Annotated in this window: 22 protein-coding genes and 2 pseudogenes; 3 read left to right on the top strand and 21 right to left on the bottom strand. The window is 52.3% G+C overall.

Annotated features, from left to right (window positions below; genetic code table 11):
* Positions 1-43: 43 nt before the first annotated feature.
* Complete coding sequence (gene nlpE, locus NAL19_RS04840) at positions 44-739, bottom strand: envelope stress response activation lipoprotein NlpE (RefSeq protein WP_263059662.1); 696 nt, start codon at positions 737-739, stop codon at positions 44-46.
* A 73-nt stretch (positions 740-812) separates the two neighbouring features.
* A complete protein-coding gene (locus NAL19_RS04835) occupies positions 813-1367 on the bottom strand; it encodes a YaeQ family protein (RefSeq protein ID WP_225087161.1) in 555 nt (184 codons plus the stop codon).
* Between the two features lie 239 nt (positions 1368-1606).
* On the opposite strand from NAL19_RS04835, the gene NAL19_RS04830 reads away from it, so the two are divergent.
* Together NAL19_RS04830 and rof are read left to right on the top strand one after the other, a co-directional pair.
* Positions 1607-1807: a YaeP family protein gene (locus NAL19_RS04830; protein WP_010285748.1), complete on the top strand. Its 201-nt coding sequence runs from the start codon at positions 1607-1609 to the stop codon at positions 1805-1807.
* Complete coding sequence (rof, locus tag NAL19_RS04825) at positions 1794-2054, top strand: Rho-binding antiterminator (protein ID WP_263058911.1); 261 nt, start codon at positions 1794-1796, stop codon at positions 2052-2054. The genes NAL19_RS04830 and rof overlap by 14 nt, the downstream gene beginning before the upstream one ends.
* Positions 2055-2224: 170 nt before the next feature.
* On the opposite strand, the gene tilS is transcribed toward rof, so the two are convergent.
* The 19 genes and pseudogenes from tilS to rpsB all read right to left on the bottom strand — a co-directional run bounded on the left by tilS (position 2225) and on the right by rpsB (position 23951).
* On the bottom strand, positions 2225-3574 hold the full coding sequence (gene tilS / locus NAL19_RS04820; protein WP_263058910.1) for a tRNA lysidine(34) synthetase TilS: 1350 nt from the start codon (positions 3572-3574) through the stop codon (positions 2225-2227).
* A pseudogene (locus tag NAL19_RS04815) lies at positions 3564-3952 on the bottom strand (VOC family protein). Before NAL19_RS04815 ends, tilS begins: the two are co-directional and overlap by 11 nt.
* A 111-nt stretch (positions 3953-4063) precedes the next feature.
* A complete protein-coding gene (accA, locus tag NAL19_RS04810; protein WP_012773645.1) occupies positions 4064-5023 on the bottom strand; it encodes an acetyl-CoA carboxylase carboxyl transferase subunit alpha in 960 nt (319 codons plus the stop codon).
* A 12-nt stretch (positions 5024-5035) separates the two neighbouring features.
* Positions 5036-8516: pseudogene (gene dnaE, locus NAL19_RS04805) on the bottom strand (DNA polymerase III subunit alpha).
* 118 nt (positions 8517-8634) lie between these two features.
* Positions 8635-9231 carry a ribonuclease HII gene (rnhB, locus tag NAL19_RS04800; protein ID WP_263058909.1) on the bottom strand — a complete coding sequence of 199 codons (597 nt, stop codon included), beginning with the start codon at positions 9229-9231 and terminating at the stop codon, positions 8635-8637.
* Between the two features lie 32 nt (positions 9232-9263).
* On the bottom strand, positions 9264-10418 hold the full coding sequence (gene lpxB, locus NAL19_RS04795; RefSeq protein WP_263058908.1) for a lipid-A-disaccharide synthase: 1155 nt from the start codon (positions 10416-10418) through the stop codon (positions 9264-9266).
* A gap of 3 nt (positions 10419-10421) precedes the next feature.
* Positions 10422-11210 carry an acyl-ACP--UDP-N-acetylglucosamine O-acyltransferase gene (gene lpxA, locus NAL19_RS04790; RefSeq protein ID WP_263058907.1) on the bottom strand — a complete coding sequence of 263 codons (789 nt, stop codon included), beginning with the start codon at positions 11208-11210 and terminating at the stop codon, positions 10422-10424.
* A gap of 4 nt (positions 11211-11214) precedes the next feature.
* A complete protein-coding gene (gene fabZ / locus NAL19_RS04785) occupies positions 11215-11688 on the bottom strand; it encodes a 3-hydroxyacyl-ACP dehydratase FabZ (RefSeq protein WP_172644777.1) in 474 nt (157 codons plus the stop codon).
* An 84-nt stretch (positions 11689-11772) separates the two neighbouring features.
* Positions 11773-12795: a UDP-3-O-(3-hydroxymyristoyl)glucosamine N-acyltransferase gene (gene lpxD / locus NAL19_RS04780; protein WP_263058906.1), complete on the bottom strand. Its 1023-nt coding sequence runs from the start codon at positions 12793-12795 to the stop codon at positions 11773-11775.
* Between the two features lie 3 nt (positions 12796-12798).
* Entirely contained in the window at positions 12799-13296 is a 498-nt protein-coding gene (skp, locus tag NAL19_RS04775) for a molecular chaperone Skp (RefSeq protein ID WP_180742185.1), read from the bottom strand.
* Between the two features lie 142 nt (positions 13297-13438).
* Entirely contained in the window at positions 13439-15883 is a 2445-nt protein-coding gene (gene bamA, locus NAL19_RS04770; protein WP_263058905.1) for an outer membrane protein assembly factor BamA, read from the bottom strand.
* Between the two features lie 35 nt (positions 15884-15918).
* Complete coding sequence (gene rseP / locus NAL19_RS04765) at positions 15919-17274, bottom strand: sigma E protease regulator RseP (RefSeq protein ID WP_263058904.1); 1356 nt, start codon at positions 17272-17274, stop codon at positions 15919-15921.
* A gap of 21 nt (positions 17275-17295) precedes the next feature.
* Positions 17296-18153: a phosphatidate cytidylyltransferase gene (cdsA, locus tag NAL19_RS04760; protein WP_263058903.1), complete on the bottom strand. Its 858-nt coding sequence runs from the start codon at positions 18151-18153 to the stop codon at positions 17296-17298.
* Between the two features lie 9 nt (positions 18154-18162).
* Positions 18163-18924: a (2E,6E)-farnesyl-diphosphate-specific ditrans,polycis-undecaprenyl-diphosphate synthase gene (gene ispU / locus NAL19_RS04755; RefSeq protein ID WP_263058902.1), complete on the bottom strand. Its 762-nt coding sequence runs from the start codon at positions 18922-18924 to the stop codon at positions 18163-18165.
* Between the two features lie 198 nt (positions 18925-19122).
* Complete coding sequence (ispC, locus tag NAL19_RS04750) at positions 19123-20319, bottom strand: 1-deoxy-D-xylulose-5-phosphate reductoisomerase (protein WP_263058901.1); 1197 nt, start codon at positions 20317-20319, stop codon at positions 19123-19125.
* 356 nt (positions 20320-20675) lie between these two features.
* A complete protein-coding gene (gene frr / locus NAL19_RS04745; RefSeq protein WP_012773632.1) occupies positions 20676-21233 on the bottom strand; it encodes a ribosome recycling factor in 558 nt (185 codons plus the stop codon).
* A gap of 125 nt (positions 21234-21358) precedes the next feature.
* Positions 21359-22084: a UMP kinase gene (gene pyrH, locus NAL19_RS04740; RefSeq protein ID WP_012773631.1), complete on the bottom strand. Its 726-nt coding sequence runs from the start codon at positions 22082-22084 to the stop codon at positions 21359-21361.
* A 155-nt stretch (positions 22085-22239) separates the two neighbouring features.
* Positions 22240-23091: a translation elongation factor Ts gene (gene tsf, locus NAL19_RS04735; protein ID WP_225087147.1), complete on the bottom strand. Its 852-nt coding sequence runs from the start codon at positions 23089-23091 to the stop codon at positions 22240-22242.
* A gap of 134 nt (positions 23092-23225) precedes the next feature.
* Entirely contained in the window at positions 23226-23951 is a 726-nt protein-coding gene (rpsB, locus tag NAL19_RS04730) for a 30S ribosomal protein S2 (protein WP_010284816.1), read from the bottom strand.
* 345 nt (positions 23952-24296) lie between these two features.
* Here rpsB and map point away from each other — a divergent pair, with 345 nt between their 5' ends.
* Positions 24297-25091, top strand: a complete 795-nt coding sequence (map, locus tag NAL19_RS04725; protein WP_263058900.1) for a type I methionyl aminopeptidase — start codon at positions 24297-24299, stop codon at positions 25089-25091.
* The last annotated feature ends 97 nt before the right edge of the window (positions 25092-25188 follow it).

The raw sequence follows: 25188 nt of genomic DNA, 5'->3' as shown, positions 1-25188 counted from the left end.
CAAAAAGGCACTGAAATCAGTGCCTTTTCTTTTTAATGCTGCGTTAATCTATCTGTGTATCGCAGTTTGCCCGTGCTCGCATACGCGCGTTATCACTGCTGTTGGGGACCACCGCTTTCACCATCTGCCCTTCTTCCATCGATGGAATCACGGCAAAATGCGCGGTAAAGGAAACCAGTACCGGTTCGCCCGCCGACACCGTCGTGCGGAGGTACATCCTTTGCAGCACAGCATTGCTTGCCACCACAAACGTTTTACCCGTGGCGCAATCAGAGAACGTCGCAGCATCGGCCAGATAGCGGTACATGCCCTTCATCGACATCGGCGTATCCGGCAATGCCTGCTCGGTTGCCGTCAGTTGGCGAGGAAGAGAGGAGTTGATGGGAAGCCCTTGCTGATCCAGCATTTCCAGCCCCTTATCAATCGGGCGGAAGTAACGTTTTTCTCCTGCACTATCCGTCAATACCAGCTTATCCGCGGTACGTCGCCATTGCCCATAGGAAGCAAATGTGTTGTTGCCCGCTCGCGTTGTCTGATACTGCTCTCGCAGCACAAAAGTCCCGTCTTTTTCCAAAAACAGCGACGTATCAATCCCTCCGCAGTCCGCACAGGGTAAAACGCCACGATAACTTTGCGCCATTGGTTTAAGAGGCTCTTCCTGAACTTGTGAACGGGTATGACACCCAATCAACCCAGAAACCCCTGCAATCAACAGCACACCGATAGCCAGTTTTTTCATCATTATTGTCCTGCCGTCTCTGCCCTGTTTTTATCGTTCTGACTCAATGCTCTGGAATGTATCCAGCCTGTTATCATCCCTGAGTCTGAGGAATTTTCCACTCAGAAAATGCTATTTCCAGACTATTCTTATCGTCAGACAACCAGATCGTCCCTTCCTGTATCGTTGCCTGCAACGCCATCGTGCGTGCGGCCAGCCCGGCAAGTTGAGTCAGTTGATTATCATCCAAAAAGCGAATAGCCAGATTCTTGTATCCGGAAACCTTACTTGCTATCGCACTCCACCAAACCTGCGCCGCACGCTCGCTGTACGCGTATAGCACCACGGCACGGGACTGGTTGCAGGCTTTCTTAAGCCGCTTTTCATCCGGCAGGCCCAGCTCAATCCACAACTCCAGTTCCATCGTATCGTTGCGCCGCCAGATTTCCGGTTCGTCATCGGCACTGAGCCCTTTGGTAAAGCGCAGGTTTTCATCAGCATGGCAAATCCACGCTAAAAGCCGCAGCATCATGCGCTGTTCCGTTTCAGACGGATGCTGCGCGATCGTCAGGTTCGCGTCGTGAAAAAAATTCCGATCCATATCGGCAATATTAACTGCTGCTTTGTAAACCGTTGCTTTTAGTGCCATCAGTAACCTCGTCGTTATTCCCTTTAGTTTACTTGAGTTAGCGCCATCCTCACAGTAAAGGTGATATCTGCCACGTAACTGATAGATTAGGCCTCTAAGGACTACTGATATCCTGTTAGTGCCTATGCTATAGTCGGTTTGATAAATAGAGTTTATCTTCGTAGGCTTACAACATCGCGCACCGCAACAGGTGATGATGCATGAATATCTACCGAGCTAAGCTTTCAAGGGAGGATATAGTGCAAGAATACTGTGAATTAGTACGTCGCTTATACGCAGAGATCGCCAGTGGCGATCTGGGCTATATACCCGATTCGCTGGGTTGTGTTTTGAAAACCCTGGATGGCATTGCCGCGAATGATGCGCTGCCATCCTCCGTCAGGGAACAGGCCGCTTTTGCCGCCGCTAACTTATTGGTGAGTGATTATGTCAATGAGTAATGAATATCAACCCATCAACTGTGATGATTACGACAGCCTGGAAGCCACTTGTCAGCAGAATCTGACGCTGACGCTGGAACTACGCAATGGTGAAGTTGTGACCGGTAAAGCCAGTGATATGATCTCCCGTAAGCAGGTCGAATATCTGGTGATCGAAGCCTCCGGGGCAATGCGCGAACTGCGCCTCGACCACATCGTCAGTTTCAGTCATCCTGAAATCGGGAAGGTCGTCGTCAGCGAATCCTGACAGGCTTATCCTTTCATTCAGCGGCAAACGCTGAACAAACGCTTCCGAAACGGACAACGCAGGTTGTCCGTTTTTATTCGAGTATTTACCTGCTTTCGCTTTTATCCAGATCAGATGACTTCAGCTTTTATCCCAAACTTATTTTTCCCAAACCTTATTCTTCCCAAACTCTATTTTTCCCAAATAATGTGCCACACGGGCTGGTTTTCTCTCACCTGCCCTTCCCGCGTGACGAATCGTCCCACGGCCGCAATGAGCTGTTCGTTGTAGAACACCAGCGGCGTCCGGTCGCGCCACCAGGGCGGAACACCCAGTTCCTGCCAAAGTTTCTTGATTTGCCGCCCGTGGGTTCTGCCGACAATATGCACGGTTCCACGGGTCGAAAAACGAATACTTACCGCTTCACCGTTTTCCGGCGCGCGCACTGCCAGCCCACTATCGGCCAGCAGCAGCGTACCAAGATTGTCAGGGAGCGGCAGCGGACGTGACGTCGGCTGCCACGGCAAAATGCGGTCTTGTAGCGAGCTCATCAGCGGCAGCAAATAGAGATGCTGACGGAAACGACGGATCTGCCACTGATTTAATTGCAATATAGGTTCCGCATCCTGACGGCTCATCGCCACCTCATCCCAGAGTCGCTGTAGCTGTTCACGCGCGGGCATGGTCGCACCTTGCTGTGCCAGCCAGCGCCGCAGTAGCGCAAAACGACGCACCGGGCTTAGCGGCGCCAGGCCGTCAATGCTCAGCGCCCCATCCGGCTGACATAGCGCCTGCAATGATTCTTCCAACAGTTCATCCAGCAACTGTTCCTGTTCAGCACACAGTTCGGCGCTACGCGCCACGGCGGAGGAGAAATGCGGCCAGCGCTGCGTCAAGCGCGGTAAAATTTGCCGGCGTAGAAAATTGCGATCGAAACGCTCATCCTGATTGCTGTCGTCCTCGATCCAGTGAAGCTGATGCCGCTGCGCATACGCTTCCAACTGGATACGCGAAAATCCTAACAACGGACGCACCAGTCGATGATGACCTAGCGTACTGTGCGCTGCCATGGCAGACAATCCGGCAGGCCCGCTGCCGCGTTTAAGCGCCAGTAAAAAAGTTTCACTCTGGTCATCAAGATGCTGCGCCGTCAGCAGGGTTTCCCCCTCTTGCAGATGCGCTTGCAGTGCCTGATAACGCGCCGTTCTGGCTGCCGCTTCAATACCGCCGTTCTGCGCCTCAACCGTCACCGACAGCGAGGCAAACGGCACCTGCCAGTATTCACACTGCTGACGACAATGTTCAGCCCAACTCTCTGCCAGCGGATTTAAACCGTGATGAATATAGGCCGCGCGAATAGCCAGCCCGGAACGCTGACGCACCGCCACCAGCAGATGTAACAACACGCTGGAGTCCAGACCGCCACTGTAAGCCAGCAGGATCGACTTGCATCTGGCCGTTTGCGCCGCGATCGCCTGGAGCAATCCATCGTCAGGTAATCCATCGTTAGATTCAGTGCCATTCACAACGTCAGATCTCATAAAGTTCTAAGGGCAAGCCGTCAGGATCGGAGAAAAACGTGAAGCGCTGCTGCGTTTCAGGATCGATCCGTACGGGTTCGCAAATAACACCTGACTGCTCCAGCGCGGCAACAGCCTGTTCAACATCAGCCACGGCGAAAGCCAGATGGCGCAGGCCGCAGGCTTCCGGGCGACTCACACGCGCAGGTGAATGAGGGAAAGAAAATAACTCAATGGTATAACGCCCATTCAGCGAGAGATCCCCTTTCCACGACTGCCGCGCTTCACGGTAAACCTCTGGTTCAACGTAAACCCCAACACATCACAATAAAACGCCTTACTGCGCGCATAGTCGGAGGCAATAACCGCAATGTGATGAACATCAAGCAGCTTCAGCATGCTTCAACCCCTCATAGCAAAAAATCCGCTGTCATTTCTGACAACGGATTTTCAGAGTAACGCCAGAATTGCCTGATTGATAATACTGCAATCAATCAGACAATCACGCTATCAGCAGTAACCATAGTTCATCAAACGCTGATAACGGCGGTTTAGCAGTTCTTCTTCCGTCAGACCGTCGAGGTCGAGCAAATCGGCCAGCAGTTGCGCTTTCAGCGACTCGGCCATTGCCGGGACGTTACGGTGCGCCGAACCCAGCGGTTCAGGAATCACGGTGTCGATCAACTTCAGCTCTTTCAGACGCGGCGCGATGATGCCCATGGCTTCCGCCGCCAGCGGTGCCTTATCCGCACTCTTCCACAGGATAGACGCACAGCCTTCCGGTGAAATAACCGAGTAGGTGCTGTACTGCAACATGTTGACCTTGTCGCCCACGCCGATAGCCAACGCACCACCGGAACCCCCTTCACCGATAACGGTACAGATGATTGGCACTCGCAGCGTCGACATTTCACGCAGGTTGCGCGCAATCGCTTCAGACTGACCGCGCTCTTCCGCGCCAACGCCTGGATAGGCTCCCGGCGTATCGATAAAGGTAATGATCGGCATCTTGAAACGTTCGGCCATTTCCATCAGGCGCAGCGCTTTGCGATAACCTTCCGGTGCGGGCATGCCGAAGTTACGGCGAATCTTTTCTTTGGTTTCACGTCCTTTCTGATGACCAATGATCATCACCGGACGCCCATCCAAACGGGCAATCCCACCGACAATGGCTTTGTCATCGGCATAGGCGCGATCGCCTGCCAATTCATCAAAGTCAGTAAAGATGTGCTTAATATAATCAAGCGTATAAGGACGTTGCGGATGGCGCGCTAATTGCGCAACCTGCCAGGCACCCAAATCAGCGAAGATTTTGCGCGTCAATTCAACGCTCTTCTCACGCAGGCGCTGGACTTCTTCGTCCAGATTAATATCCAATTTTTCGTCTTGACGGCTGACTGCGGTCAGCGAGTCAATTTTCGCTTCCAACTCTGCAATCGGCTGCTCAAAATCAAGAAAATTCAGACTCATAGTATTCCTATATTAGTCAAATTCCAGTTCCACCTGCTCATTACCCACTAATGTGCGCAGCTCGTTCAGTAGCGCATCGGCAGGCGTTACACGCCATGCTGCGCCGAAACGTAGTCGGGCGCGCGCATCTTCACGCTGGTAATAGAGATGCACTGGGATCGTCCCCGATCGATGGGGTTCCAACGATTGGCGGAGACGGTTTAATAGCTGGTCATCAATTTGCCTGTCAGTCAGCGAGATAGCAAGCCCGCGCGCGTATTTTTCCCGCGCTTCACTGATATCCATTAACTCTCGGACGGTCATTTTAAGCCCGCCGCTGAAGTCATCAAAGCTGACCTGTCCACTGGCGATAAGGATACGGTCTTTCTCAAGTAAATGCTGATATTTTTCCAATGCATCGGTAAACAGCATGATCTCGAGACGACCGGAACGATCGTCCAGCGTACAGACACCAATGCGGTTACCCCGCTTGGTTACCATGACGCGAGCCGCCAACACCAGCCCAACGGCAGTGGTCATTTTACCCCGATCCGTCGGGTGCATATCTTTCAAACGCACGCCACCGGCGTAGCGTTCAATTTCCTTAATATATTGCGTGATCGGGTGGCCGGTCAGGTACAGCCCCAGCGTTTCCCGCTCCCCATCCAACACCACCTGCTCCGGCCACGGCGGCACGGTGCTGTAAGATTGCTCAACCTGCTCAGGCGCCTCTGCCAGCACACCGAACATATCCACCTGACCAATGGCTTCCGCTTTCGCATGCTGATCGGCAGCTTTAAGCGCATCAGCCAATGAATTCATTAGCGCGGCGCGATGCGGCCCCAGGCGGTCAAATGCCCCGGACATAATCAGCTTCTCCAGCACACGGCGGTTCAGCTTCTTAATGTCAGTACGCGCGCAAAGATCAAATAGCTCTCTGAAATAACCGCCCTGATTACGCGCTTCAATAATCGCTTCAATCGGGCCCTCACCCACGCCTTTAATCGCGCCGATGCCGTAAACAATCTCGCCATCGTCGTTAACATGGAAGTGATACAGCCCACTATTGATGTCAGGAGGCAGAATTTTTAACCCCATCCGCCAGCATTCATCAACCAGCCCAACCACCTTATCCGTGTTGTCCATATCGGCCGTCATTACCGCCGCCATGAATTCAGCCGGATAGTGCGCTTTCAGCCACAGCGTCTGGTAAGACACCAGCGCATAAGCCGCTGAGTGAGATTTATTAAAGCCGTAACCAGCGAATTTTCCACCAGGTCGAAAATTTTAACCGCCAGTTCGCCGTTCACACCGCGAGATTTGGCACCATCTTCGAAGCCACCACGCTGCTTCGCCATTTCGACCGGGTTCTTTTTCCCCATAGCACGACGCAGCATGTCCGCCCCGCCCAGCGTATAGCCAGCCAGTACCTGAGCAATCTGCATGACCTGTTCCTGATACAGGATAATGCCGTAGGTCGGCTCCAGCACCGGCTTGAGTGACTCGTGCTGCCATTCGATATCAGGATAAGAGATCGCTTCACGGCCGTGCTTACGGTCGATGAAGTTATCCACCATGCCGGATTGCAGCGGGCCGGGGCGGAATAGCGCCACCAGTGCGATCATATCTTCGAAGCAGTCGGGTTTCAGACGCTTGATGAGATCCTTCATACCGCGTGATTCAAGCTGGAATACCGCTGTGGTTTCCGAGCGTTGCAGCATGTCGAAACTTTTCTTGTCATCGAGCGGGATCGCCGCGATGTCAATCGGTTCCTGCCCCTGCTTCGCGCGACGGGCGTTAATCATCCCCAGCGCCCAGTCGATGATGGTCAGCGTACGCAGACCAAGGAAGTCAAACTTCACCAGCCCGGCATATTCCACGTCGTTCTTATCGAACTGGGTAACCGGGTGGTTCCCTTCCGCATCACAATACAGCGGTGCGAAATCGGTAATCTTGGTGGGGGATATCACCACCCCACCTGCATGTTTACCGGCGTTACGCGTTACCCCTTCAAGCTTGCGCGCCATATCAATGAGAGCCTTAACTTCCTCATCGGCTTCATAAATTTCCGGCAATTGCGGTTCAGCGGCAAAGGCTTTTTCCAGCGTCATGCCCGGATCGGGCGGCACCAGTTTTGAAATACGATCGACAAACCCATAAGGGTGCCCAAGCACGCGCCCGACGTCACGAATAACCGCTTTCGCCGCCATCGTACCGAAGGTGATAATCTGTGATACCGCATCACGTCCGTACATTTCCGCAACGTGATCGATGACCTTATCGCGTTTTTCCATACAGAAATCGACGTCGAAGTCGGGCATGGAAACACGTTCAGGGTTAAGGAAACGTTCGAACAGCAGGTCGAATTCCAGCGGGTCCAGATCGGTGATTTTCAGTGCGTAGGCCACCAATGACCCCGCACCGGAGCCACGCCCCGGCCCAACAGGCACGTCGTTGTCCTTCGACCACTGAATAAATTCCATGACGATCAGGAAGTAACCGGGGAACCCCATCTGGTTAATTACGCCCAGTTCAACATCCAGACGCTCGTCGTACTCCGGCCGCCGCGCGGCACGCACTTCCGGGTCAGGGAACAGGAATTCGAGACGTTCCTCCAGCCCCTTTTTCGAACACTCAACCAGAAAATCTTCCGTGGTCATGTCGCCCGTCGGGAATTTAGGCAGGAAATATTCCCCAAACGGATCGTTACGTTACAGCGTTTGGCAATTTCAACGCTGTTCGCCAGCGCCTCGGGGATATCCGCAAATAGCTCGCACATTTCCTCTTCGGTACGCATGTACTGCTGTGGGCTGTAATTACGCGGACGTTTGGGATCATCAAGCGTGTAGCCATCGTGGATAGCCACGCGGATTTCGTGAGCGTCAAAATCATCAGTGCTGATAAAACACACTTCATTGGTCGCCACCACGGGCAACCCGTGCTTTGTCGCCAGCTCGACGGCAGCATGCAAATAGCTTTCTTCGTCAGGGCGTGACGTGCGGGTCAGTTCCAGATAGTAGCGCTGGGGGAAATGTTCCTGATAAAACGCCAGACACTGCTCGGCCTGTGTCTGGTTGCCGCGTAGCAAAAACTGGCCGACATCACCCCGGCGACCGCCAGACAGTAAAATCAGCCCTTCCCGATGCTCAATCAGCCAATCACGGTCAATTGTCGGCCCGGCAGCGCCATAACCACGCTGATAAGCATGAGAAATCAGCAGAGTGAGATTCTGGTAGCCTTCATTATTCATCGCCAGAACAGTGAGATGTGCGAGTTCATCCCCTAATTCGTCGCTTTCGACAGAAAAGTCTGCGCCGATAATCGGCTTGATGCCCGCGCCATGCGCGCCGCCATAGAACTTAACCAGCCCGCATAGGTTGGTAAAATCGGTAATCGCCAGCGCTGGCATACCGAGTGCCGCTGCTTTTTTTACCAGCGGACCGACTTTGGCCAGCCCATCGATCATGGAATAGTCACTGTGAACACGCAGGTGAACAAAACGTGGTTCGGCCATATCCAGATCCCAGAATTTATCGATTAGTTAGCATGGCAGGCACAACGACATGCACATGCCACATCGAGAGTTAATGATGATGTTTTACGTCAGCCGACGTTTTACGCCAACTTATGTTTTACGCCAACCCTAATGCGCGTTTGACTGGCGCGAAGCTCCGACGGTGAAACTCAGTGGCACCCAGTGCGGCCAGTTTCTCCAGATGAAAAGCCGTTGGATAACCTTTATGTTGGGCAAAACCATAAGCGGGGAAGCGTTGATCCAACTCGACCATCTCACGATCGCGAGTGACTTTCGCCATAATCGAGGCTGCGCTGATTTCAGCCACGCGACTATCCCCTTTAACCACCGCCTGAGCGGGCATCGACAGCTCCGGGCAACGGTTGCCGTCAATCAGAACAAAATCAGGCACGACAGCCAACCCAGCCACCGCACGCTGCATGGCCAACATGGTAGCATGCAGGATATTCAGTTGATCAATCTCTTCCGGTTCTGCCCGGCCAAGGCTCCACGCCAGCGCCTTCTCTTTGATTTCATCATAGAGCGCCAGCCGACGTTTTTCACTCAGCTGTTTGGAGTCCGCCAGCCCGACAATTGGCCGAGTCGGGTCCAGAATCACCGCAGCCGTCACTACTGCGCCAACCAGAGGGCCGCGCCCCACTTCATCAACGCCAGCGATACAGGTCGCCTGCGGATAGATAAACATTTCACTCATGGCTTTATTAACATGGTCTTACGAATAGGAGTTTATGAACGCGGCTTGACTAATTCCAGTACCGCCTGAGCCGCCTGCTCATCGGCGTTACAGCGAATCTGCTGATGCAAATCCACAAATGTCGTACGCAGTGCAGCCGTTTTATCTGAATCTGCAAACAGCGGCAGCAGCGCGGCAGCCAGCTTGTCAGGCGTACAGTCGGTCTGTAGCAATTCCGTCACCAGTTCGCGCCCAGCCAGCAAATTCGGCAGCGACACCCACGTCGTTTTGACCAGACGCTGTGCTAGCCAGAAGGTAAAAGGCTTCATGCGGTAACCCACAACCATCGGGCATTTAGCCAGCATACACTCCAGCGCCGCCGTACCGGATGCTAATAGCGCCGCATCACTGGCGATCATCGCTTCACGCGCCTGACCATCCAGCAGATGTACGCGTAAATCGGGAGCCACAGTGCTTTTGATCTGCTCAAACTGTTCACGCCGTTTGCTGTTCACCAGCGGAACCACAATTTCCAGATCGGGAAAATGTTGGCGTAGCAACACCGCAGTATTGAGGAAATCCGCGCTAAGCATTTCCACCTCTGCGCCGCGACTACCCGGCAGAAGCGCCAGACAGTGCGCTTCTGGCGCAATACCCAATGTTGCACACGCCGCCAGCTTATCGGGGTGCAATGGCATTGCATCAGCCATCGTGTGGCCGATAAAGCGACAAGGTACATTGAAACGATCGTAAAACGCTTTTTCAAAAGGCAAAAAAGCCAGCACCAGATTGGTCGCTTTACCTATTTTGAAAACGCGTTTTTGACGCCATGCCCACACGGACGGGCTGACGTAGTGAATGGTATTGATGCCCCGCTGCTTGAGGTTACCCTCCAGCGTGATATTGAAATCAGGTGCATCAATCCCCACGAAAACATCAGGCTGGAGTTCACTGAAGCGCTGGGTTAAATCCCGCCGAATTTTCAGCAGACGAGGAAGTCGCCCAAGCACTTCAACAATCCCCATAACGGCCAGCTCTTCCATTTCGTACCAGGCTTCACAACCTTCAGCCTGCATACGCGGCCCGGCAACACCGACAAACCGCGCATCGGGCACCTTTTCTTTTAGCGCCCGGATCAGGCCCGCGCCAAGGATGTCGCCGGAAGTTTCCCCGGCGACCAGCCCAATAGTCAAAGGACGTGATGACATGGATTAACGAATAATGCCGCGAGTAGAACGGGCAAAGAAATCGGTAAACGCCTGCACCGCCGGATGTTCCGCTGCCAGTGCTTCAATTTCCGGTTTCACTTCGTCCAGCGTTTTACCGCTGCGGTAAATCAGCTTGTACGCGTTACGGATCGCGTGCAGGGTTTCTTTTTCGAAACCACGACGCTTCAGGCCTTCAATATTCAGGCCAAACGGCGTCGCGTGGTTACCCTGAGCGATAACATACGGCGGCACGTCTTGCGCCACGCCGGAGCATCCACCCACCATGACGTGAGCACCAATAATGCAGAACTGATGTACCGCCGTCATCCCGCCGATAATCGCAAAATCATCGACAGAAACGTGGCCGCCCAACGTTGCATTATTCGCCAAAATACAGCGATTGCCCACTACGCAGTCATGTGCGATATGCGTGTTGATCATCAACAGATTATCGCTACCGACTTTAGTCAACCCACAGCCCTGCGTTGTGCCGCGATGAATCGTGACGCTTTCACGGATGCGGTTACGATCGCCAATCTCAACGCGGGTTGGTTCCCCAGCATATTTGAGATCCTGATTCACTTCACCAATTGACGTGAACTGATAGATTTCGTTATCGCGACCAATTTTAGTGACGCCATTGACGACGACATGTGATTTCAGCACCGTACCCGCACCGATCTCAACCTGAGAACCGATATAGCAGAACGGGCCAATATGAACGCCAGCGCCAATGATGGCACCGTCTTCAACAATCGAACTTGGGTGAATAAAGGCGGTTTGATCAATCACGTTATCAGGACTCCCGACGGCGAGCACACATCATTGACGCTTCGCAGGCCACTTCGCCATCAACTTTGGCAACACCTTTAAAGCGTGCAACGCCGCGACGCTCTTTGATGAATTCAACTTCAAGGATCATTTGATCGCCTGGCTGTACAGGGCGCTTAAAGCGCGCTTCGTCAACAGCGGCGAAATAGTACAGCTCACCCGGCTCCAGTTTGCCCACGCTTTTAAACGCCAGAATACCCGTAGCCTGAGCCATGGCTTCCAGAATCAGCACGCCGGGGAAAATTGGCTTGCCCGGGAAATGGCCCTGGAAGAAGGGTTCGTTGAAAGAGACGTTTTTAACCGCCCGCAGAAACTTCCCTTCTTCAAAATCCAGTACCCGATCAACCAGTAAAAATGGGAAACGGTGCGGTAATAGTTCTAAAATCTCTTCAATATGCAGAGTATGAGTGTCAGTAGTCAAAATACTCTTCCTGTCCATAAAAACTGATGCCATCAACAACACGGCCTGCACAGACCCTAAATTAGGTGTCTTCAGGCAGGCCGCAAATAAAAACGCGAGTGATTAAACGTTATCGACTTTTCGTTCAACGGCTTTCAACCGTTTGCTTATCTCATCAATATTCATCACCAGCGCTGCGGTTTTACGCCATACTTTGTTGGGTTGCAAAGGAATGCCCGAAGAGTATACCCCAGGTTCTGTGATAGGTCGCATGACCATCCCCATTCCCGTTACCGTCACTTTATCGCAGATCTCCATGTGCCCGTTAATGACGCTGGCACCACCGATCATGCAATAACGACCAATTTTCAAGCTCCCCGCCATAATGACGCCACCCGCTACCGCGGTATTGTCGCCAATCACGACGTTGTGCGCAATCTGACATTGGTTATCAATGATAACACCATTGCCAATGACCGTATCATCCAACGCGCCACGATCGATGGTCGTGCTTGCGCCGATCTCAACCCGATCGCCAATTCTGACCGTTCCTAACTGCGGGATCTTCACCCAGTTACCGCGATCGTTGGCATAGCCAAAACCGTCTGAACCGATAACCGTTCCCGACTGAATCAGGCAATGTTCACCCAGCTCAACGCGGTGATAAATCGTTACATTTGCCCACAAACGGGTACCCGCGCCAATGCGGGCATCTTTACCGATAAAGCAGCCGGGGCCAATAACAACACCATCGCCCAGCTGTGCACCAGATTCAATGACGGCATTTGCACCAACGGACACCTGCTGACCCAGCGTCGCGTCTGGCGCAATAACCGCGCTCGGCGCAATGTTAGTGGCCGGTTGCGGCGTGGTATCCAGCAGTTGCGCCATCCGCGCATAGGTAAGGTAGGGATTCTTCACTACCAGCGCAGCAACCTGACAGTAAGGTAAATCCGCTTCCGTCAGCACCACCGCTGACGCTTGCGTCCCAGCCAGTTGCTCACGGTAACGACTGTCGGAAAGAAACGTAATTTGCCCAGTTTTTGCCGAATGCATAGAAGCAACACCGGTGATGACGATATCGCCATCACCGTGTAATTGTGCATCCAACTGTTGAGCTAACGCGTCCAGTCGAATTGAATACATGGTTTATTTAACCTGTTTCAGCACATCGGCAGTAATGTCTTTCGCATTGGCGACATACGCAACAGCGTTAGCGTCAATCACAACATCATAGCCTTCTTTGGTTGCAACCGCTTTCACGGCATCCTGAATACGGCTCAGGATTTTGTTACGTTCTTCCATCTGACGACGGCGGTTGTCCTGGTCAAAAGCCTGCGCTTTGGTAGAGAACTGCTCACGCTGTGCCATGACGTCCTTCTCCATTTTGCTGCGATCGCTCGCTTTCATGGTAGAACCATCACGCTGCAACTTCTGCATCTTGGCCTGTAAATCGTTTTCCATAGATTGCAGTTCAGAAGCACGGCCTTTGAACTCGTTTTCCAGCTGTTTGCCAACGGTTTCACGCTGCGGCAGCTGTTGGAAAATGCTGGAGACGTTAACAACGGCAATTTTGTCAGCAGCCTGAACGCTGGCTGAAGCAGCCAATGCTAAACCGAGGCCTGCGGCACATAACCACTTTTTCACTATAAACTCCTCAACCTAACCTATTTGTGTCTTAACACTTTAATTATGGGCATCGCGCCATGACATGAACGGTTTATGTCCAACCATTCATGTCCATGAACAACGATGCGACATTCCCTGCATACGACCTATTGACGTCACACTACCAGGTTTTGCCAATGTTAAACTGGAATTGTTCCGACTTGTCTCCATCGTACTTTTTAACCGGCTGGGCATAGGAGAAGACCAATGGCCCAAGCGGAGACATCCATTGCAATGCGATACCGCTGGAAATACGGAAGTTGCTCGCTTTGCTATAATCCGGTACGCCTGCTGCAATCGTTGCAGGTGTATTTTCCCAGTTGGTATCCCATACCGTACCGCCATCCACAAAGAAGGACGTACGGACAGAGCTCGCGTATTTATCACTGATGAACGGCGTCGGCACGATCAGTTCCGCACTCAGCACCGCCATCGCATTACCGCCCACAGCGTCATCCAGATTACTTGAATCAATCGGGCAAGAAGAATAAGAACCAGAGCCAGAACCTACAAGACTCGCAGGGCACTTATAATAGGCGGCTTTAGGACCAATGGTGTTCGACTGGAAGCCACGCACCGTGCTGGAACCACCCGCATAGAAGTTGTCGTAGAACGGCACTTCTTTACTACCAATGCCATCTGCAAAGCCCGCACGCGTACGACCCATCACGACCCATTTACCACTCTCGGTCAATGGATAGTAGCTCGCCGAATCAAACGTCAGCTTGTAGTATTCGTTATCCGAGCCCGGCACGGCGATCTTGGCATTCGCGGACGCACGTGTTCCTTTCGTCGGGAAGTAGCCACGATCCAGATTGTTATACGACCACCCGGTATTCAGGAAGAAATCGTTCGCTTTGAAGTCAGCGCTAGATTTATTACCTTCCTCAACCACAGATGGATTAACCCCCACGGAATCCAGATAACGCCACATCGCCACCTGCGGTCTCATATCCGACAGATCGTTATGGACATAATCCAGACCGACACGCAGTGAGTTATTCTCGTTAATCGGGAAGCCCAGGGTGCTGCCAACGCCGTAACTCACGTTGGTATAGTCGGACAAATCGGCGTCAGAGGCCTCAAATTTGTTATAGAAGATGCGGCCACCGAGGCTGACGCCATCGACGGTAAAGTACGGATCGGTCAGTGACAGTTCAACATACGTCTGGTAGTCGTTTTTCGTCCCGCTGATACCCACGGAGTTACCCGTTCCCAGCCAGTTGTCCTGCTGAACCCCAGCCTGGAAGCTCACGCCACTTTCTGTACCGAAACCGACACCAAAGTTGAATGTCCCCGTATTACGCTCTTTGACTTTATACGTGACATCAACCTGATCGGCGACACCGGGAACGCGCTGCGTTTCCACATCAACGCTTTCAAAGAAGCCCAGTCGGTTTAGACGCTCTTTGCCCTGTTCAACCAGATCGTTGCCTAACCAGGCACCTTCCATCTGGCGCATTTCACGACGCAGAACGGCGTCTTTCGACGTGTCGTTGCCGTCAAAGCGGATATGACGAACATAGAAACGGTTACCAGCATCAACGTTGATGTTTAATCTCACCGTCTTGTCTGCATCATTAATTTCCGGCTGCGTTACCACGCGCGGATAGGCATAGCCATAACGACCCAGCAGTTTCTTGATGTCCTCTTCCATGCGGGTCACTTTCGTCCCGTTGTAGAGTTCACCCGGTTCAATCTTCGTCAATCCTTCGATTTCCGCAGAGTGGCCAGCCAGATTGCCTTTCACCGTCACGCCGGACAGCTTGTACTGCTCGCCTTCCGTCATATTGATGGTGATGTAGATACCTTTTTTATCTGGCGTCAGGCTCACCTGAGTAGAATCGATGTTGAAACGCGCATAGCCGCGATCCAGATAGAAACTCCGAAGGGTTTCCAGGTCGCCAGACAGTTTTTGTTTCTGGTATTTACGATCGCCAACCACGTTCCACCACGGCACTTCATCACGCAGTTGGAAACGGGAGATCAATTCGTCGGAGCTGAACGCTTTGTTACCGACAATATTAATCTGTTGGATCTTGGCGGAAACGCCTTCCGTGAAGACCAGTTTCAGGTCTACACGGTTACGTGGAAGTGGCGTGACAACGGCTTTAACCGATGCGCTGTACTTACCCACGCTGTAGTAGAAATCTTCCAGTCCTTTTTCGATGCTGGTGAGCGCAGTGCGGTCCAACGCTTCACCGACGCGCACGCCGGAGGCCTCAAGGTTCTCTTTCAGCATATCGTCTTTAACAGACTTATTGCCGGAAAACGTGACGCTGGCGATTGTCGGACGTTCTTTCACCTGCACAATCAGCGTTCCGCCATCGCGCAGGACGCGAACATCTTCAAAATTTCCGGTCGCAAACAAGGCACGGATGGTGTTACCGATATCATCGTCACCGATGGTATCACCAACGCGGACTGGCATACTAAGTAATGCCGCCCCGACGGCAACCCTTTGCAGGCCCTCGAAATGAATGTCCTTCACCACGAACCCGTCTGCACCGTATACGGTTGCGCTGCTGAACAGCAGCGACGCTATGAGCAACTTTTTGATCGCCATCGTTGTTATGCGTTTTTCCTAACCTAATCCCGCGCCTAGAGACGAGAGAAATCATTGAAAAGTGCGAGTCCCATTAACAACATCAGCAATACTGTACCAATGCGATAGCTAACGTCCTGCACACGCTCAGAAACCGGCCTACCCTTCAGCTTTTCAACCGCAAGAAAGAGCAGGTGTCCACCATCCAATACCGGCAGAGGGAACAGATTGATGATCCCCAAATTGACGCTGATTAAGGCCAAAAACATCAGGTAATAAATCAATCCATAATCTGCTGACATTCCTGCGCCCTGAGCAATCGAAATGGGACCACTCAGGTTGTTCAGCTTAACATCACCCATAACCAGTTTCCCTAACATACTGACGGTCAATTTCATCAGTTGCCAGGTTTTATCTGTTGCCTGGTAGATTGCGCTAAACGGCCCATACTGGCGCACAGTCCTGTATTCTTCAGGCAGTGGCGTCACACTTGGCATAACGCCCGCCAGCCCTTCAACTCTGCCACTCCCCACAGATTTGCTGTCTGGCGTTAACGTCAACGGTACTGTTGCACCGTTCCGTTCCACCTCCAGAGCAATAGATTGTCCGGGATTATCACGCACGGCGATGACGAAATCACGCCATTGCGCGAGCACCTGCCCGTCGACTTTAACGATCCTGTCTCCGACTTGCAAACCTGCTTTTTCCGCCGCCGACCCCGCCTGCACTTGATGCAGTACTGGCTCGATTTGCGGACCGCGCGGAATAATCCCGAGCGAAGCGGCAGGATCTTGCTTATCAGGCTCAAACTGCCAATCACGTAAATCCAGCGTTTTCTGAACGACGCGATCAGAGCCTAATGGAGCGGTTCCGATCACAACCTCGCTATCACCGATTTTACCGATCAACGCCAGACGCGCAGTATCCCAATCAGGCGTTTCGATACCATCTACTGACTTTAGTTCCATTCCCGCCGACATTTCCGCTTGCGCCGCGATGGAGTTGGGCAGTATTTCACCCACAACCGGACGCACGCCCGGCACGCCGAGAATAAACACCAGCCAGTACGCCACAATGGCAAACAGGAAATTGGCAATCGGGCCAGCGCTAACGATAGCCGCACGCTGCCAGACTGTTTTACTGTTAAAGGATTGGTGGCGGAATTCTGGCGCAACTACGTCGACGCGCTCATCCAGCATCTTGACGTAGCCGCCAAGCGGGATCAGCGCAATCACAAATTCTGTACCGGTACGATCGCGACGACGCCATATTGCGCGCCCGAAGCCAACGGAGAAGCGTTCGACCTTCACACCACAGCGGCGAGCCACCCAGAAATGCCCAAACTCATGGACGGTGACCAACACACCCAGTGCGATGATAAACGCGGCAAGATTCCAGAGAAAACTCAGCATAAATAGCTCTACCGCTTTATTCTAAGCCACTTTAAACAGCAGCAGCATCAGGCAAGAGAATACAGGAACCGCAGCCGTCAGGCTGTCGATACGATCGAGCACACCACCGTGTCCCGGAATCAAATGACTACTGTCTTTGATGCCCGCCTCACGTTTGAACATGCTTTCCGTCAAATCACCCAGTACCGAAGCCAACGCCGCAGCGATAGAACACATCAGCAACGTCGATGGGGCGACCGTTAATGGTGCGTAGAGGCTAAACAGCACGGAGATGAGCGCCGACGTCGCCAGACCGCCGAGAAAGCCTTCCCAGGTTTTGCCCGGCGACACTTTTGGCGCGAGTTTACGCTTGCCAAAAAGTTTACCGAACATGTAGGCACCGCTGTCCGCTCCCCACACCAGCAGCATGACGTACAGCAGCCACCAGGCCCCCGTAAACGGATTAATCGCGTAATGATAATGACGAAGCGCGACCATGCCCCAGAAAAACGGCACAATCGTCATAATGCCGAACACAAGCCGCAATGCGCGCGAATGGCGCCAGAATGAGGCAGAAGCCGGATAGAACAGAACCAACAGCAGCGCTACACTCCACCACGCCAGCGATGACCAGAGTGCGATACTGATCTGTGGAATATGCACGGAATAATGGTAGGCCGGGAGCGACAACAGCATCAGCGCCAGCAAGAAACCACATAGAATAGCGAGCCACAGGCGTTGACCATAAGAGGCAAACCCCGCCAGTTGACCCCACTCCCATGCCGCCAGCATACAAACAGCCAGCGTAACAAGCGTGAACCCCAGAGGAGGCAGCAAGAAAAGCGCCGCAATAACAATCGGGATCAAAATAAAAGCAGTAATCAGGCGATACTTCAGCAAAAGTTCCCCCTAGGATGCATCAGCATCGATAGGTGTTGTTCCCCCGAAGCGGCGCTCGCGTTGTGCAAAAGCATTCAGCGCACCTTCAAAGACTTGTTCATCGAAATCAGGCCAGAGGACATCAGTAAAGTAAAGTTCAGCATAAGCAATTTGCCACAGAAGAAAATTACTGATGCGGTGTTCTCCACCGGTTCTGATCACCAAATCAACCGGAGCCAGATCATGCAGACAGATGTACTGACATAATGATGCTTCATCAATACTATCAGGACGCAGAATGCCTTCCTGCACCTGCTCTGCAAGTTGCCGTACTCCCTGAATAATATCCCAACGACCGCCATAATTCGCGGCAATATTCAGTGTGAGCCCCTGATTCTTTTCCGTCAGCGTCTCCGAACGGCGGATACGCTCTTGCAAGCGAGGACTGAAGCGGCCGATATCGCCGACGACCCTTAAGCGAACATTGTGCTTGTGCAGGCTTTTTACTTCGCTGTCCAGCGCCCGAACAAACAGTTCCATGAGTGCGGAAACTTCCTGCGCCGGACGGTTCCAGTTTTCACTACTAAATGCATAAAGCGTTAGTGCGTCCAGCCCTTGGCTTACTGCAAAACTGACTGAACGTCGCACAGCCTTTACGCCAGCCTGATGGCCAAAAATCCGCATTTTCCCCCGGTTTTTCGCCCAGCGACCATTGCCATCCATGATAATGGCAACATGCCGCGGTCCGGCGGGTGGCAGATCGTGAGTATTTTTTTGATTATCGGACGGCATAACGCGTACTTATTTCCTCAAGCAAGAAATACAACAGTCCTTCCGTAACATCAGACCCCGTTAGCGCAAAAAAAGCCGTGAACGATCACGGCTTAGCTTCACGGTCGATTAAACAACTTTCGCATAATCAACCACTGAGTGGCGCAGACTATACCACCTCCACCGCACATGAACAAATTGTGCCACGGGTCTATCCGGCTATCGCGCGTAGTGTGTCAGGATCTGTGCTGCGGCCTGTCTAGCCCAGCGATCGATGTCAAGAACATCATCAACACTGGCGGGTTCTGGTAATGTAAGTTGTTCAATAACATGCCGATTTACCGCCGCAATATCCGTAAAGCGAATCTGCGACTGCAAAAATGCCGCTACCGCAATTTCATTCGCGGCGTTCAATGCCGTCGTGGCTGACTGACCATGATTACAGGCATCAATTGCCAACTGCAAACAAGGATAGCGCGCATAGTCCGGCGCCAAAAATGTCAGCGCGCCGATCTGGCAAAAATCTAACGTTTTTGCGCCCGATGTCACACGCTCGGGATAAGCCATCGCATGGGCAATCGGCGTACGCATATCAGGTGATCCTAACTGAGCCAGAACGCTGCCATCACGGTAACGTACCATCGAGTGAATCACTGACTGCGGATGAATAATGACTTCCATCTGCTCAGCAGAAGCGTTAAACAGCCAGCGCGCTTCGATATACTCCAGCCCTTTGTTCATCATCGTGGCGGAATCAACCGAAATTTTGCGCCCCATTGACCAGTTTGGATGCGCACACGCCTGATCCGGCGTCATGTCCGCCAGCGCCGACACCGCTGTCTCACGAAACGGTCCGCCAGATCCCGTCAAAACAATACGTTCAACACCATGCTGCGACAATGAAGCGTAGCCTAACTGACGCTGAATTTGCTCAGGTAAACTCTGAAAAATCGCATTATGCTCGCTATCAATCGGTAAGAGCTGCGCGCCACTTTGCGCGACCGCGTCCATAAAGAGACGCCCACAGGTAACCAATGATTCTTTATTCGCCAACAAGACCTGTTTTCCAGCATGAATTGCCGCCAGCGTCGGCAATAATCCTGCGGCCCCCACAATCGCGGCCATGACCTGATCGACGCCATCCAACGCGGCAAGCTCACACGCCGCCTGCTCCCCAGCCAAAACCTCCGTTTTGCAGCCGTATTCCGCCAACTGTTGGCGCAGAGCCATTGCAGAAGCTTCATCCGCCATTGAGGCATAGGCGGGTTGGAAAGTGAGACACTGCTCCAGCATCAGCTTGACGTTGTACCCAGCGGATAATGCGCGTACGGCAAACTTATCAGGATTGGCTTTAATGACGGCCAGAGAACTGACGCCAATAGAGCCAGTGGAACCAAGAATTGTCAGTTGCTTCATTAAAAATGCTCTGAATAACCGGATTTGATGACAGGAAGGTACACGAGTCTGAGACGATTCCCATGATATACCCGTAATACTTCAAGCCGCAGGTGCGTTGGCTGCGTTCACTCACCCGAATCACTTACCTGAGTAAGCTCATCGGGACTCCCTCTCTTGCCGCCTTCCTGCAACTTGAATTATTTGGGGTATATATCTCTGCTATCGATCACAGTCGCAGTCATATATATAGCAAAAAATTGTTTACTGCTCAGAGGGGCTGGCCTTCACCCATTCCTTGCATAAAAAAATAAAGCGCCGCCGGAAAAAAGGGGCAAGCCCACACATTTCCTGCGACGCAATATTCAACAGGCTGATTAGAACTCCATCAGCTCCGCTTCTTTTTCTGCCAGTGCGGTATCCACTTTCTTGATGAAGTTGTCAGTCAGTTTCTGCACATCATCCTGAGCACGACGTTCTTCATCTTCACTGATCGCTTTATCTTTCAGCAGCGCTTTCAGTTTGTCGTTAGCATCACGGCGCACGTTGCGTACAGAAACACGCCCTTGTTCCGCTTCGCCGCGCACGACTTTGATCAGATCTTTACGACGTTCTTCCGTCAATGGTGGCAGCGGAACACGGATGACGGTGCCAGCAGAAGACGGGTTCAGGCCGAGATCGGAGGCCATGATGGCTTTCTCAACCGCCGGGCCAAGCGTACGGTCGAATACCGTAATCGCCAGCGTGCGGGAGTCTTCTACGACAACGTTAGCAACCTGACGCAGTGGCGTTGCGCTGCCATAGTATTCAACCTGAATGCCATCGAGAATGCTAGGCGATGCACGGCCAGTACGGATTTTGCTGATCTGGTTTTTAAACGCTTCAACACATTTGTCCATGCGCGTTTCAGCATCTTTTCTGATTTCATTAGTCACGTTGTGAACCCTTGAAAACTGGTTGCCTGGCGGACCATGTCAGTACACGATCCGGTGAATAATTAATGCCAGCGCTTGGCTGGCGTATGGAGCAATACTGACAATATATTACCCCATAATTGACGTTACTGGCTGATTAACGTCCCTTCTTTTTCACCCATGACAACGCGGCGCAGTGCGCCCGGTTTGTTCATGTTGAAAACACGAATCGGTAAATTATGGTCGCGTGCCAGCGTAAACGCAGCAAGATCCATCACTTTCAGCTCACGTTCCAGCACTTCCTGATAGGTCAGCGAATCGTATAACGTTGCTGAAGGATCTTTTACCGGATCGGCAGAATAGACGCCATCGACCTTTGTCGCTTTCAATACGACATCCGCTTCAATCTCAATGCCGCGCAGGCAAGCCGCAGAATCCGTGGTAAAGAAAGGGTTACCTGTCCCGGCGGAGAAAATCACCACGCGGTTATTACGCAGCAGGCTAATGGCTTCCGCCCAGCTGTAATTGTCACAGACGCCATTCAGGGGAATGGCGGACATCAGGCGAGCGTTCACATAGGCACGGTGCAACGCATCACGCATTGCCAGACCATTCATGACGGTCGCCAGCATTCCCATGTGGTCGCCCACAACGCGGTTCATACCCGCTTTAGCCAGACCCGCGCCACGAAACAGGTTACCACCGCCGATAACCACACCGACCTGAATGCCTAACTCAACCAGTTCTTTCACTTCCTGAGCCATGCGATCCAGAATGCTCGCATCGATACCAAAACCTTCAGTTCCCTGTAAAGCTTCGCCACTGAGCTTCAGCAGGATTCGTTGATAGACGGGTTTTGCATTGGTTGCCATGGTGTTCTTATCCTACAGGCTGTCGTCGTATTGGGGGGTTGTAAAATCAAAACTATTCCACCCGGCCCCCTATCTGAATGCAGGAAGCCAAGCGTATTGAAACTCTTTGGGCTGGATAAAAAGGAACCGCCAACTGGCGGCTCTTTTTTTACTGATTAAGACTGCTTACTCATCGCTGCGACTTCAGCAGCAAAGTCAGTCTCAACTTTCTCAATACCTTCACCCACTTCGAAACGGATGAAGTTAGTTACGTCAGCATTGTGCTCTTTCAGCAGCTGACCAACAGACTTGGCTGGATCCATAACGAAAGGTTGACCAGTCAGAGAAACTTCACCGGTGAATTTCTTCATGCGGCCTTCAACCATTTTCTCTGCGATTTCTTTCGGCTTACCAGACTGCATCGCGATTTCCAACTGAACCTGGTACTCTTTCTCTACCACTTCAGCAGACACGTCTTCCGGCTTAACGAATTCAGGCTTGCTTGCAGCAACGTGCATAGCCAGGTGTTTAACCAGCTCTTCGTCAGCACCTTTAGCAGCAACCAGAACACCGATGCGCGCACCGTGTTGGTAGTTACCCAGAACTTCGCCTTCCAGAGCAGAAACGCGGCGAATGTTGATGTTCTCACCAATTTTCGCAACCAGCGCAACACGCTCTTCTTCGAACTGTGCTTTCAGCACTTCAACATCAGTGATTTTGCCTGCAACAGCCGCGTCCAGCACTTTGTCAGCAAAGGCCTGGAAACCACCATCTTTAGCAACGAAATCGGTCTGGCAGTTAACTTCCAGGATCACAGCGTAGTTACCGTCGATCTTAGTCTTGATTACGCCATCAGCAGCAACGTTACCTGCTTTCTTCGCCGCTTTGATTGCGCCGGATTTACGCATGTTTTCGATAGCCAGCTCGATGTCGCCGTTAGCTTCAACCAGCGCTTTCTTACATTCCATCATGCCCGCAGCGGTACGCTCACGCAGCTCTTTTACCAGTGATGCGGTAATTTCAGCCATTCTAAAATCCTCGGGAGATTTGCTCTGCCTGGTCGTCACGACCAAACAGCTTTAAAAGTGAAAAAGGGGCCATAAAAAGGCCCCTAACCAAACTAGTACTACCTGGTTAATAAGGGCTCAACGAGCCAGACTTATTATTCAGCTTCTACTAAGCCTTCTTCTGCCTGCACAGCCAGATCTTGAGAACGGCCTTCGCGGACAGCAGTAGCAACAGCGCTCAGGTACAGGCTAACTGCACGGATTGCGTCATCGTTACCAGGGATGATGTAGTCAACGCCATCTGGATCGGAGTTGGTATCAACCACGGCGAATACTGGAATGCCCAGGTTGTTAGCTTCTTTGATGGCGATGTGCTCGTGATCGGCGTCGATAACGAACAGCGCGTCTGGCAGACCGCCCATATCTTTGATACCGCCCAGGCTGTTTTCCAGCTTGTCCAGTTCACGAGTGCGCATCAGCGCCTCTTTTTTGGTCAGCTTGTCGAACGTGCCGTCTTGAGATTGGGTTTCCAGATCTTTCAAACGTTTGATGGACTGACGAACGGTTTTCCAGTTAGTCAGCATACCGCCCAACCAACGATGGTTCACGAAGAACTGATCGCAGTTGTTGGCTGCATCTTTTACCGCTTCGCTTGCTGCGCGTTTAGTACCAACGAACAGAATTTTGCCTTTGCGAGAAGCAATTTTGCTCAGCTCAGCCAGAGCGTCGTTGAACATTGGTACAGTTTTTTCAAGGTTGATGATGTGAACTTTGTTACGCGCACCGAAGATGAATGGTTTCATTTTCGGGTTCCAGTAACGGGTCTGGTGACCAAAGTGTACGCCAGCCTTGAGCATATCGCGCATGGAAACAGTTGCCATGATTACCTCTATTAATTAAGTATGGGGTTATGCCTCCACATGTCCCATTGCGCCGACCCCATCCGGTGAAACACCTCAGGAGCACCCCGGCGAACGTGCCGACATGTGTGTGTTATTTACACAAAGTGAGTTTAGTCGATGTGGTTGAGTACCGTATAACCGATATCCAGCCGGATCATCGGCGCGCTTTATACCATAAATCCCCCAGCGACACCAACATTTGTTATTCCATCGTCTACGAATCAGAATGATAGTTTGGCAAGCCAGCGGCAGGACTGGTAACATAAGTTATTAGTTATTCATCTTAATTCTCGTGTCTTAAATGACACCTGCGGACGACCACCCATGGCAATTTCAATTAAAACTCCTGAAGACATCGAAAAAATGCGCGTCGCTGGCCGTCTGGCTGCCGAAGTTCTGGAAATCATCGAACCCCACGTGGTGCCGGGCGTGAGCACCGCCGAGCTGGACAGAATCTGTCACGATCACATCACCAACAAGCAGCAGGCCATTTCCGCCAGCCTGGGCTACCATGGATTCCCGAAATCCGTGTGTATTTCCGTCAATGAAGTGGTGTGTCACGGTATTCCGAGCGACGACAAAATCCTTAAGGATGGCGATATCGTCAATATCGACGTCACCGTCATCAAAGACGGCTTCCACGGCGATACCTCAAAAATGTTCATCGCAGGCAAGCCAACCATTCTGGGCGAGCGCCTCTGTCGCATCACGCAGGAAAGCCTCTATCTGGCGCTGAAAATGGTTAAACCCGGCATTCGCCTGCGTACGTTGGGTAAAGCTATCCAGCAGTTTGCTGAAGGGAATAACTTCTCCGTAGTGCGTGAATATTGCGGTCATGGTATCGGTAAAGGCTTCCATGAAGAGCCGCAGGTTCTGCACTATGATGCCGATGACGGCGGTGTGGTGTTGCAGGCGGGTATGGCATTTACGATCGAGCCCATGCTTAATGCCGGTGATTTCCGTATTCGCACGATGAAAGACGGCTGGACGGTAAAAACCAAAGATCGCAGCTTGTCGGCACAGTACGAGCATACTATTGTGGTAACCGATAACGGCTGCGAAATAATGACGTTGCGAAAGGATGAGACCATCCCCAACATCATCACGCATGAAGAGTAAACACTGAGCCGGCAGATGCCGGCTTTTTTTATGGCGTGCAGAAAGCACGCCCCCCTACGGGCCGCCGCAAGCGACGTTGAAAAACGCGCTCTGCGTT

Origin of the sequence: Pectobacterium sp. F1-1, from assembly GCF_025643735.1 — a bacterium.
GTDB lineage: Bacteria > Pseudomonadota > Gammaproteobacteria > Enterobacterales > Enterobacteriaceae > Pectobacterium > Pectobacterium colocasium.
The sequence above is the reverse complement of the archived record's forward strand: the minus strand, read 5'-3'. Positions and strand labels throughout refer to the sequence as shown.